Below are 11,843 nucleotides of genomic sequence, written 5' to 3'. Positions count from 1 at the left end.
CTCTGGACGGCACCGGATCAATCCGGCGCGGTCCTCGGTCGGGGCGTAGCGCAGCCTGGTAGCGCATCACACTGGGGGTGTGGGGGTCGCAGGTTCGAATCCTGTCGCCCCGACCAACAAATCTAACGGCTTGGCTAGATTTTCGCTTCTGGAGCCTAGAGCCAGCAAGCATCTAGCAAGCACGCCCAGGTGCACTGAAGGTGGCGCTGTCTCTCCGCCGCTCGGCGTCTCGTGTACGCCGTGCTCGACCTCGTCGCTGCTTGATCGGGCTGCCCGGAGCAATTGTACGCCTGCCAACTAGTCCTCAGCCGGCACTGCATTTTCGAGCCTGATTCCAGCCTCACCGGAGCCGCGACCCGGTTCGACATCGTTGACGGGTAGCGCCAGACACCTTCGGGCATTCGGGCAGCACAAGGCGTCGAGCAGGGGTTCCTCAACACCCCGGTGGTTTCGTGCTTGGCCGCGATCGCCGAGGGACCGGGCCCTCCATTCGCGACGTCATTGTTCACGAACTTCGACGTGCCGCGTTGTGGCTTGAGAGCAGCCTGACGCTGACTTAAAACGCGTCCGGGGCACGATCGCTGGTCATGCTTTGCCGCCAGAGTAGGAAACCCGTGACACGTTTAGCCAACCTCGCCGCCGGCTTGCTGCTCGCCACCGCCACGCCGGGTTTCGCGCAGCCTGCCAAGACGGCCGTACCGCATCTGGAAACCCGGAATGGCCGTCACGCGCTGTTCGTGGACGGTGCGCCGTTTCTGGTTCTGGCAGGCCAGGTCAATAATTCGAGCAACTATGCGTCGGCGCTGCCGCAGGTCTGGCCGGTGCTCGACCGCATCCACGCCAACACCATCGAAATTCCCGTCGCGTGGCAGCAGATCGAGCCCAGGGAGGGGCAGTTCGACTTCGGCTTCGTTCAGACGCTGCTCGACCAGGCGCGCGCGCATGACAAGCGGATCGTGCTCCTGTGGTTCGGAACGTGGAAGAATACGTCGCCCAGCTACACGCCGGATTGGGTCAAGCTGGACAATCGTCGCTTCCCCCGAATGAAGAACAAGGCGGGAGAGGATCATTACGTCCTGTCACCCTTGGCGCGAACCACGCTGGAGGCGGACAAGCGCGCGTTCGTGGCGTTGATGACCTATCTGAAGGATCACGACGCGCAGAACACCGTGATCCTGGTGCAGCCCGAGAACGAGGTGGGAAGCTACCGCAATCCGCGTGACTACAGCGCCACTTCGAACACGCTGTTCGCACGCCCGATCCCTGCACCGCTGGCGCGCAAGGTCGGGAAGTCGGGCACCTGGACGCAGGTGTTCGCGGGGCAGGCGGACCGGGCCTTCAACACGTGGTACACGGCGAAATTCATCGATGAGATCGTGGCGGCCGGCAAGAAGGTGAAGCCGCTGCCGATGTACGTCAACGCGGCGCTGGCCGGGCCGTCCAACGTTCCCGATCCGAGCGGTGTCGCCAGTGGAGGGCCGCAGCAGGACGTGCTCGACATCTGGAAGGCGGCGGCGCCGTCGATCGATTTCGCGGCCCCCGACATCTACGACAACGTCAGCAAAAATGTCGGCCTGTATCTCGACGCGTACAGCCGGCCGGACAATGCGCTGATGGTGCCGGAGATCGGCAATTCCCGGACGTTCGCGCGCTATTTTTACGACGCCGTCGGCCGTGGCGCGATCGGCTTCGCGCCATTCGGCATGGATGACACCGGCTTCTTCAACTACCCGCTCGGGGCGAAGGCGCTGGACGCCGAGACGCTCGACGCCTTCGCCAAACCCTATGCCGTGTTCCAGGGCATGAACCGGGAATGGGCGAAGATCGCCTTCGAGCATCCGACCTGGGGCGCAGGCAAGCCCGACGATGGCGCGGCGGTTTCGACGACGATGGGCGACTGGACGATCACCGCCAGTTGGGGCGAGTGGCAGTTCGGCATGAGGGAGTGGACCTGGCTGAAGTCCGAGCCGGCGCCGTGGAGCCGGGAGCCGATCGGCGGCGTCGCGGTCGCGCAGCTATCCGCCGATCAGTTCCTGTTCACTGGCGACCACGTCCGTCTTACCTTCGCGACCCGGAAGGGCGGACCGGCGAACGGCATGGTCGTCAAGGTGGAGGAGGGGCGTTTCGTCGCCGGCCAGTGGGCCACCGACCGCATCTGGAACGGCGATCAGACCGACTACGGCATCAACATCATCGATCGGCCTGTGCTGTTGAGGGTGACGATGGGTCGCTATCGCTGACGACGATTGCCGGACGCATCAGACCAGCCCGGGGTCCGTCAAGCCGCAGCACGGGAACGAAGCCGTTCGCCGGTCGCGGCGTCAGATCGACGTGCAGGGCGTCGCCGTCGCGCCGGGGCGGAACCAGTCGAGATCGTCGTGGTGCAAGGCCAGACTGACGAAATACTTGCACCGGCACGCTTTTACCGTGCGATCAGCGGGTCCCGTCTGCGTGGAAGGCTCCGAACCAGGGTACAATGGACGATACCGGCGGCGACCCCGGCGAGGACAGAACGGCGGGTGAAACCCATCATCATGTCCTCGCCTGCGCCACCGACCCGGCGTTTTCGGCGCGCGCTATCTCACGCCGATCACCTGCACCAACGCCGTTGCGTCCTGACCGGTCGGCAGCTTGCCTACCGTCCGCAGCCGGCCGGTCGCGTCGTCCCACCGAAGCGTCGCGGTGGTGCCGTTCTTGCCGGCCTTGTACGCGTTGGTCACGCCGTCATCGTCATAGATCTCGAAGCTGGCATCGGCGCCCGGATAGACGCGGATGCTCTCCAGGGCCTGCCTGGTCGCGGTGCTCGGCACCTGGACGCCCATCGGCACGATCGATCCCGCCCGCACGAACAGGGGGATGCGGTCGATCGGGGTGGGCACGGTGACGCTCTGACCGCCCGTATGCCGCTGGTTGGTCCAGTAGTCATACCAGTCTGCGCCGGCGGGCAGATAGACCGTGCGGCTCGTCTGGCCCTGCTCGGTCACCGGCGCGACGAGGAATGCGGGGCCGAACATATACTCGTCGCCCATATTGGCGACCTTGGGATCGTTGGGGAAGTCCATGAAAAGCGCGCGCATGAACGGTGCACCGCTTTCATAGGTGTGCCGACCCAGCGAGTAGATGTAGGGCATCAACGCGTAGCGCAGCTTCAGAAAGCTCGCGAGCACCGGCTCGGCTGCGGTGCCATATTCCCAGAGCGCCGCTCCGGGCCGCTGTCCGTGGATCCGCAGCGTCGGCGTGAACACGCTATAGGCGAACCAGCGGGTGAACAGCTCCGGATAATCGGCATAGCTGGGCGCCATCGCCGTCGCCCCGGCCGGATCGAGCAGGACCGGCTTCTCCGCCTTGGGTCCGTTCGGCCATTGCCAGCCGCCGATATCACTTCCCCAATAGGCCATGCCGGTGGCGGTGAAGCCCAGCCCGGTCGGGATCTGGCGGCGATAGGCTTCCCATGTCGATTTGATGTCCGACGACCAGAACAGCGCGCCGTTGCGCTGCACGCCCAGATACGCGGCGCGCGACAGGATCAGGTTGCGCATCGTCGGCCGGTCGCGCGCCGATCCCTCCGCGACACCGCTGGTGTGGAGCAGCGGGAAGATGTTGTGATAGCGGTCGCCCGAGCCGATCGAGAAGAAGTTGCCGTCGGGCACCAGATCGGGTTCGGTTTCGTCCAGCCAGAACCAGTCGAAGCCCTCGCTGGCGATGTTGTCGCGGATGCGATCCCAGAACCAGCTTCGGGCGTCGGGGTTTGTCGTATCGATCAACGCGCCCGCCCGATCGGACCGGATCGGCAGCCCGTCGACGACGTTGCCCTCCTTGTCCTTCAGGAACCAGCCCTTGCTGGCGAGCATGTTGAAGTAGCGTGATTCCTTCTCGAACCGCGGCCAGACGCTGATGATCGAGCGCAGGCCCATGGCATGCAGCGTGTCGTTCATGCCCTTGGGATCGGGGAAATAGGTGCGGTCGATGTCGAGTTGGCCCATGCGCGACCAGTGGAACCAGTCGAGCACCATCACGTCCAGCGGCAGTTGTCGGCTGCGGTAGCCGTTGGCGATGTCGAGCAGTTCCTTCTGCGTCTCGTACCGCGCCTTGCTCTGGATCAGGCCGAACGCGGCTTTCGGCGGCAGCGGCGTCTGACCAGTCAGTCTGGCATAGCCGGCGTAGAGCTCGTCGGTGGTCGCACCGGTGATCACGAAGAAGGACACGCGCTCGCCGACTTCGGACTGCCAATGAGTCGCGTTATTCAGGCCGGGCGATACGGTCGTGACGGAGGGATTGTCCCAGACGATGCCATAGCCCTTGTTGGTGACCATGAAGGGCACGCAGACCGTCTCGCCTGCGGGAGCGTCGTAGTTGTGGCGGCAGTCGATCGTCCGGCCCTTCAGGTCCAAGATGCCCTCCTGATTTTGGCCAAGCCCATAATAATGCTCGCCCGGCGCGACGGAGAAACTCGCGCCGACACGGAAGGTCTTCTCGCCGTTGACGGTGTGCGGCGCCATCTCCCAACCCGTCATCTCGGTCAGCGGCTTGCCAGCGGCATCGGTGATCCGCAGCGCGACCGGTGGCAGCGACGGCGCGAAATAGCGCTCCATCTGCGACGGCGCTTTGGGCCAAGGCTGCGCCTTGACAGTCAGGGTCAGCGCCGCGGAGGTGAAGACATCGCCATCGGCATCGGTGCGGTGCGTCCACCCGGCGGAATCGGCTTTCGCATTGGGTCCGTCACCCGGCGGAGCATCGGCCTGGGCACGGTCGACGGCGATCGTCACGCGAACGATGTTGGGCGCGTAAGGCTCGACCAACACCAGGCTGCCGTTGCGATTGACCGTGGCCATTGCCGTGGCCCCCGCGGCAGTGGGGAAAGCCATCGTCGCGAGCGACGTGCACGCCAGCAGCGTGTGCGGCAGGACCCTGAGAAGAGGCTGACGGGGGAAGACCGGCATGGGATTTCCTTGCAAGAGCATGACGTGCCGCGAACACGCCGACATGAATTTAAGCGGGAATTGGTCGATCGGGGCGTGAACCGCTGCGGTCGGATTCTTTGATCACTTCACGCCGCACCTGACCGGGCCGGCGGGCGCACTGCCGATTCGGATCGCCGAGACGTCGATGCTTAACGTGCCCGACGTGGCGAGGGCGAACGGCTTGACGATCGTTTTCATGTTCAGGCCCTGATCGGCGAAGCAGCGCAGCGGCACCGCAATCGTCGTCCAGTCGCCCTTGGTCAGCCCGCCGTTGAGCGGCACCGTCGCCGACTTCGCCGGATCGGCCATGCCCAAGGTGACGGGAGCGGACGGCGCAGCAGTGACGCGATAGTCGACGATCAGGCTCAGCTGACCATTCGTCTCCCGCGTGACGTCGATCGGCGTCGCCTGCTCGATCGCAGCCTCGCCGTTCCCCTTGCCGTTCCACACGAGCCGGAGGCTGTCTTCCTGCGCGCTGCGGTCCGTGCGCGTCTGAGCCAGCGGCCCGCCGCTGTTGAATCGTGCGCCGGCAACGACCCGGCCGCGAACAAACAGCGCGTTCTGGTCGCCCGCCGATACGGCTGGCCGGCTCTCGTCGAGCTTGGCGAGCGTCGATGTCGCACCATAGGTCAGGCCATAGCCGATCGGGAAAAGCGGATCATAGCCGGCGTCGCGCTTGTTCAGGACGTATTGGTCGAGGCGCTTGGGCCAGGAAAAGCTCAGCTTGCCGCGAAAGTCGTTGGCAGGGCGACCATCCTTGCCCGCGATCAGGACATCGGCGACACCGCCGCCTTCGGTTCCCGGCAGGAACGCGGCCACAAAGGCGTCGGCGGCATTCAGTTCGGGATTCACCCAGAGCGGACGACCCGACAGGAACACGGCGACGACCGGGATACCTGCCGCCTTCAGCTTCTTGAGCAGCGCCAGATCGCTCTTGTCGTCCGGACTATATTCCAGCGTCGGGCGGTCGCCGGTGAACTCGGCATAGGGCGTCTCGCCGAACACGACGATCGCGACATCGGGCTTGGCAGTATAGGTGCCGTCGACGGCCAGCATGGCCTTGCCGCCGCCGGCCCGTACCGCCTGATCGATACCCGACCAGATCGACTGGCCGTTCGGGAAGTCCTTGTTCGTGACGTCCGTGCCCTGCCAGGTGATCGACCAACCCCCGGACTGTTGTCCGATATTGTCTGCGCCGCGTCCCGCCACGAGGATGTTGGCCGATGGCTTGAGAGGCAGGACGTTGCCACTGTTCTTCAGCAAAACCAGGGACTCGCGTACCGCCTGTCGGGCGACCGCCCGATGCTCCGGCGCACCGAGCAGGGCGAACTTGCCCGCGGTCGGCCGCGACGAGGGCCGTCCTGCATCGAACGTCCCGGCGATTACTTTGACGCGCAGGATACGACGGACCGCATCGTCGAGACGGGTGGAGGGGATCGTCCCGTCCTTCGCCTCGCGCAACGTATTGGCGTAGAGTTGCTTCCAGCCCGGACCGGAATACATGAACATGTCGAGCCCGGCATTGATGGCGGGCGCGCAATCCTCGTTGGTGCAGCCGGTGACCTGACCATGCGCGTTCCAGTCGCCGATCGTGAAGCCGTCGAAGCCCATCCGTTCCTTCAGGACTTCGGTCAGGAGGCTCTTGTTGCCGGTCATCTTCTCGCCGTTCCAGCTGGAGAAGCTCGGCATGACGGTCAACGCGCCGGCGGGGAGGGCGGTCAGATAGCCGGCCGCGTGCACATCGCGCAGGACGGCTTCGGGAACCCTGGTGTCGCCCTGATCGCGACCGCCGGTGCCGCCGTCGCCCAGGAAGTGTTTGACGGACGAGATGACGTGGCCGGGCTTCATGAAATCCTGTCCGACCGTGCCCTGGATGCCTTCGACCATCTGGCCGGCATAGGCGGCGACGATCGTCGGATCCTCCGAATAGCTTTCATAGGTGCGGCCCCAGCGGTCGTCCTGAACGACCGCAACCGTGGGCGCGAAGCTCCAGTCGATACCCGTCGCGGCGGTTTCTGCGGCGGTCGCCGCACCGATCCGCTTGATCAGGGCGGGGTCACGCATGGCGCCCAAGCCGATATTGTGAGGGAACAGCGTCGCACCAACGATATTGTTGGCGCCATGCACCGCATCGGTGCCCCAGATCACGGGGACGACGGGGCGACCGTCGCTGCGCTTCACCGATGCATCGTAGAACGCGTCGAACAGCTTCAGCCACTCCGCCGCGGGAGCAAGCTCATCGTTGTTCGGCGCGCTGTTGCCGCCGTTCAGGATCGAGCCGAGCTTGTACGTCTCAAGATCCTTCGGCGCGATGCTGGCGATGTCGACCTGCAACAACTGCCCGACCTTATCTTCGATCGACATTTTTGCGAGCAGCGCCTCGACACGTGCTTCGACCTTCGGATCACGCTGTCGCTTCGGCGGCAGGACCGGCCATTCTGGGGGATGCGCCACCGATGACATCGTTGTCACGCCGGGCAAAACTGCGGACTGCGACACGGCGGCGGACAACGGCATGCAGGCTGTCGAGAGTGCGATCGTGGCGCACGCCTGGTGTAAGCTGATGTGCATTCTTGATATCCTCGCCGACGATTTGCTTTTGCGCAGCGATCAAGCCGTCAACGGCCATCCTGTCAATAAAGTTTTCGGATTTATCCTACAGCTCGCGTGGTGGCGGGCGGCAGGCGGCATAACAACGTGGCCGTGCCGCGGTCTTACTGACGGAAGCTATTCTCCTCGTGCATAACTGCCGGAACAGGCTGTGAAGCAAGGGGAACTCCGAACGGTCGGCCATGACAATCGTTCGCTCTCTGTGTTAACGTTACCGTTAAGCTGCCCCAGGCGACCACATGATCCTTGGATCTATCGATGGTGCCTGTGAGAGCATCGTGGTGGGAGTGACGAAATCATGTCGGAGGACACCGTTCTTGACCGGTCACGGTCGGTGTATGGGCACGATGCTGTGGCCGCGAGGCTGGCTGCCGAAATCCTGTCCGGTGCTCGGCCTCCGGGCAGCCGTATGCCGTCGGCGGAACAGTTATTCGAGCGCTTCGGCGTGTCTCGCGTTCTCGTGCGGGAGGTTGCGAAAACCCTGACCGCAAAAGGGTTGATTGCCGGCAAAAGCCGGGTTGGCACCGTGGTGCTGCCGCCGAGCGCATGGAACTGGTTCGACTCGGACCTGCTAACGTGGCGCGTCAGCGTCGGCTTGGATCAGGAGTTTCTCCGGCACCTCGCACAGATGCGCTATGCAGTGGAGCCGGCCGCGGCAGCGCTGGCGGCCGAACAGCATCAGGCGGTTCACATCCATTCTATGAGGCAGGCATTGTCCGATATGGCGCTGGCCGGGTCCGATCGGCGTGCTTTCGGCGAGGCCGATCTGGCTTTTCACATCGCAATCGCGCTGGGCTCCGGCAATCCGCTATTCCGATCCTTCGCTGGTGTCGTGGAGACGGCGCTGCGAGCTTTCCTGGGCTTGACCACGCCGCTTGACGCTTTCGCGATGGCTCAAACGGTGGCCACTCACGCGAGGATCGCCGATGCGATCGAGCAGCGTGACGCGGCGGGTGCCGCGTTAGCGATGAAGGCGGTGATCGACGAGGGATATGATCGCGTGAAGGGCACGATGTGAGATGGGCGATACACAAACAGTGAACGCAAGGCTGTGGATTTTCTCGCAACGATAGGGTGCCAACTTCAACTGGTATAAGGCGCTTGCAATCGTGAATGATATTACTAATAATGGTAGCGGTAGCATCGCTGAGACGATGCGCTAGGCGCACCGCCGGCATGTTCGCTGGTCGGATAAAGCTAGGAGAGGGGTTTCAATGTACGTTCAGACGCCAATTCGTCGACGCTCTACCGTACGAGCCGGCATCTCGCTGATGGCCGTGTTGGCGTCAGGGATCAGCGGTCAAGCCTGGGCTCAGGCGGAAGTGCAGGCCATCTCTCCGGATACGACGCAGGCGGCCGCGCCGGGAGCCGAGCAGAATCAAGCGCAGGCCGATTCTTCGGGCGATATTGACATCGTTGTCACAGGTCGTCGCGCAGCTCTCGAAGCCGCGACCGAGCGCAAGCGCCGCAGCGAAACCGTTGTCGACTCGGTCGTTGCTGATGATGCCGGCAAGCTGCCCGACAATTCCATCACCGAGGTGCTGCAACGCGTGTCGGGCGTGTCGATCGTCCGGTTTGCCGCGCTCGGCGATCCCGATCACTTCTCCGTTCAAGGGTCCGGCGTTCAGGTGCGCGGGCTGACGGGCGTCGCATCTCGGTTGAACGGTCGCGAAATTTTCAGTGCGAATAACGGCCGCGCAATCCTGTGGAGCGACGTCACGCCCGAATTGATGGCGGCGGTCGACGTCTACAAGGCGTCCACCGCGGACCTGATCGAGGGCGGCACCGGCGGCCAGATCGACCTGCGCACGAAGATGCCGTTCGACTTCAACGGCAAGTTCCACGTCGCCGGTACGGCGGAACTGAGCCTTGGAGATATGGCGAACAAGGCCGATCCGATGGGGTCGGTGCTGGTCACCGACTCGTTCGACACGCCGATCGGTCGCATCGGCCTGCTCGCCGATATCGCGTACAGCCAGTTCAGCTCGCTGTCGCAGTTCATCCGCACCGAACCCTATTTCAAGACGAACGTCGGCGGCGCGGACCGGTTCATCCCCGGCGGCTTCACCTATGGTGATGAAGCGTTCCAGTATCGCCGCAACGGCATCTACGGCGCAGCCCAGTGGGCTCCCTCGGACGACCTGACCTTCACCGCCAGCTTCTTCCAGTCGCGCTACAAGAGTCAGTCGAGCGATTACGGGGCGCAGGTTTCGTCGCAGACGCTGGCGGTCGACCCCGCGACCAGCACCTTCGACGAAAACGGCCTGTTGCTGAAGACGAGTTCGCTGTTCAACCGCGATCCGGCGACATTCCTGCCCGGTGGGCAGGTGACGAGCAGCGGCAACAAGGGCTTCGTGGAAAGCGATACGCGCACCCGCGATTATTCGCTGTCCTTCGCGTGGGCGCCGGAGGGTGGCCCGCTGTCGATCACCGGATCGATCCAGCGGGTCGACTCGCGGCAGATCTACGATCGCATCGACATCTTCCGCGAGGTCAGTTTCGGGCCGGCGTTCGGCATGGACCTGACCGGCGATTTTCCGCAGATCAGCGTCAGCCCCGCAACACAGGCATCCTTCGCTGATCCCGCCAACTACTTCTGGTCGGCATCGATGCCCCACAACGAGCGCAACAGGGGTCGGCTGGATACGGCGCAGCTCGATGCGGAATACAAGTTCGACGATGGCTTCTTCCGGTCGATCAAGGTCGGTGGGCGCTACGCCGAGCGGACGGAGCGCGACCTTCAGAACGGTTATAACTGGACCGCGCTGGGCCGTGGCTGGAACGGCGATCCGCAACTGACCTATGCGAACGCCGCACCTGGGGATGTGTCGGCACATGCCTTCAAGGATTTCTTCCGTGGTGAGGCGCTGTTGCCGGGTAGCTTGCTCTTCGCGAGCGAAAGCCTGGCGGATCGATTCAACGAGGACCGCACCGGTCTCGTCACGCCACCGCCGGCCGGCTTCTGCCCGCCGGGTACCGAGTCCAACTGCTCGGCGTCCGGTCCCCTGCCGCGCAGCGGTTATGGCGGGTTGTCCGGTATCCGGCAGCCGGGCTTCATCCTGCCCGGCGATCAGGTGGACAACCGTACGGAGAACATGGCGGGCTACGCCCTCGTTCGCTTCGGTCCACAGGGGACAGCGAACGGCATCTCCGGCAATGTCGGCGTGCGCGTCGTCCATATCGAGAACGAAGGCAGCGGCTTCATCCAGCAGAATGGCAATACGTTCATTCGCAACGGCCAGACCGTGTCGCTGGGCACGCAGTTCATTGCGCGCGGCGGCAAGGCCGATTTCACGCGCGTCCTGCCGAGCGTCAATCTGGTCTTCTCGCCTTCGGATCGCGTGAAACTGCGCGGCGGCTATAACATCACGCTGGACCTGCCGAGCTTCAACGCGCTGCGTTCGTCCGGCTCCGTCGGTGTCGCGACGACGAACAACCCCGTGGCGGGGCAGCCCGGCATCTTCACGAACTTCACCGCGGAGACGGGCAATCCGCTGCTGAAGCCGACGATATCGAACAACTTCGACCTGTCGCTGGAATATTATGGCGAGCGCGGCACGACGTTCCACATCGCGCCGTTCTACAAGCGCCTGACCGACCTGCCGATCTTCTCGCTGACGACGCGGCAGGTGCCGGTGGTGTTCACCAACGGCCAGACCGAGATCGTCAACGCCGCCGCCTCGGACTTCATCAATTCGACCAAAGCCGCCACGATCAAGGGCGTCGAAGTCGGCGGACGCTTCTTCCTCGATATGTTCGACGGGCCGATCAGCGGGTTTGGCGTCGAGGCGAACTATACCTTCATCGACAGCAAGAACCCCGGCGATGTGTATCGCGACATCAACGGCGTTATGCGAGAGGATGCGCCGCTGGTCGGCCTGTCCAAACACAACGCCAACGCGGCGTTGCTGTATGAGCGCAACCCGTTCTCCCTTCGTATCGCCTACTCCTGGCGGTCGAAATACCTGCAATCGACCAACAGCAACGGCACCAACCCGACGTATAACTATTACGCCGCGCCGGGTGCTGCCGCGGTGCCGATCCAGATCGCACTGCCGGTCTACAGCGCCTCCTACGGGACGCTGGATGCGGGCGTCCGGTTCAAGGTGACGGAGAATTTCTCGTTCGGTGTGCAGGGGACGAACCTGACCGGGGCGACCGCGCGCACGTTGATGGGCGGGTATCCGGGCGGCAACCTAGTCGGTCGCAGCTGGTTCCAGAGCGATCGTCGCATCAGTACCGGCATCAATCTGTCATTCTGACGGACATCGG

General features: G+C 63.9%; 6 protein-coding genes and 1 tRNA gene. 4 read left to right on the top strand and 3 right to left on the bottom strand.

The annotated features are described in order from the left end of the window. The first annotated feature begins 39 nt into the window (after positions 1 to 39). Both AC0CH8_RS00885 and AC0CH8_RS00880 read left to right on the top strand, forming a co-directional pair. Positions 40 to 116, top strand: a tRNA-Pro gene (locus AC0CH8_RS00885). Between the two features lie 471 nt (positions 117 to 587). Continuing rightward, positions 588 to 2,240, top strand: a complete 1,653-nt coding sequence (locus tag AC0CH8_RS00880; protein WP_465238286.1) for a DUF5597 domain-containing protein — start codon at positions 588 to 590, stop codon at positions 2,238 to 2,240. A gap of 336 nt (positions 2,241 to 2,576) precedes the next feature. Here AC0CH8_RS00880 and AC0CH8_RS00875 read toward each other — a convergent pair whose 3' ends face one another. The 3 genes from AC0CH8_RS00875 to AC0CH8_RS00865 form a co-directional block, all read right to left on the bottom strand. After that, entirely contained in the window at positions 2,577 to 4,865 is a 2,289-nt protein-coding gene (locus AC0CH8_RS00875; protein ID WP_465238712.1) for a glycoside hydrolase family 31 protein, read from the bottom strand. 177 nt (positions 4,866 to 5,042) lie between these two features. Then, the gene (locus AC0CH8_RS00870; protein WP_465238711.1) at positions 5,043 to 7,424 is read right to left on the bottom strand and encodes a glycoside hydrolase family 3 protein; all 2,382 of its coding nucleotides are present in this window, start codon (positions 7,422 to 7,424) and stop codon (positions 5,043 to 5,045) included. Then, positions 7,366 to 7,590 carry a hypothetical protein gene (locus tag AC0CH8_RS00865; RefSeq protein WP_465238732.1) on the bottom strand — a complete coding sequence of 75 codons (225 nt, stop codon included), beginning with the start codon at positions 7,588 to 7,590 and terminating at the stop codon, positions 7,366 to 7,368. Before AC0CH8_RS00865 ends, AC0CH8_RS00870 begins: the two co-directional genes overlap by 59 nt. Positions 7,591 to 7,869: 279 nt before the next feature. Here AC0CH8_RS00865 and AC0CH8_RS00860 point away from each other — a divergent pair, with 279 nt between their 5' ends. Both AC0CH8_RS00860 and AC0CH8_RS00855 read left to right on the top strand, forming a co-directional pair. Beyond that, positions 7,870 to 8,589 (top strand): FadR/GntR family transcriptional regulator, encoded by a 720-nt coding sequence (locus AC0CH8_RS00860; protein WP_465238285.1) that lies wholly within the window; start codon positions 7,870 to 7,872, stop codon positions 8,587 to 8,589. A 253-nt stretch (positions 8,590 to 8,842) separates the two neighbouring features. Next, positions 8,843 to 11,833 (top strand): TonB-dependent receptor, encoded by a 2,991-nt coding sequence (locus tag AC0CH8_RS00855; RefSeq protein WP_465238284.1) that lies wholly within the window; start codon positions 8,843 to 8,845, stop codon positions 11,831 to 11,833. Positions 11,834 to 11,843: the final 10 nt, after the last annotated feature.

The sequence above is a fragment of the Sphingomonas sp. AC435 genome, from assembly GCF_979253005.1.
Note: the sequence above shows the minus strand (reverse complement) of the source record. Positions and strands in the feature narration are given on the sequence as shown.

Coding starts and splice junctions, on each gene's coding strand:
- AC0CH8_RS00880 (WP_465238286.1), top strand. CDS start 588: ATGCTTTGCCGCCAGAGTAGGAAACCCGTGACACGTTTAGCCAACCTC.
- AC0CH8_RS00875 (WP_465238712.1), bottom strand. CDS start 4,865: ATGGCTTTCCCCACTGCCGCGGGGGCCACGGCAATGGCCACGGTCAAT.
- AC0CH8_RS00870 (WP_465238711.1), bottom strand. CDS start 7,424: ATGTCATCGGTGGCGCATCCCCCAGAATGGCCGGTCCTGCCGCCGAAG.
- AC0CH8_RS00865 (WP_465238732.1), bottom strand. CDS start 7,590: ATGGCCGTTGACGGCTTGATCGCTGCGCAAAAGCAAATCGTCGGCGAG.
- AC0CH8_RS00860 (WP_465238285.1), top strand. CDS start 7,870: ATGTCGGAGGACACCGTTCTTGACCGGTCACGGTCGGTGTATGGGCAC.
- AC0CH8_RS00855 (WP_465238284.1), top strand. CDS start 8,843: ATGGCCGTGTTGGCGTCAGGGATCAGCGGTCAAGCCTGGGCTCAGGCG.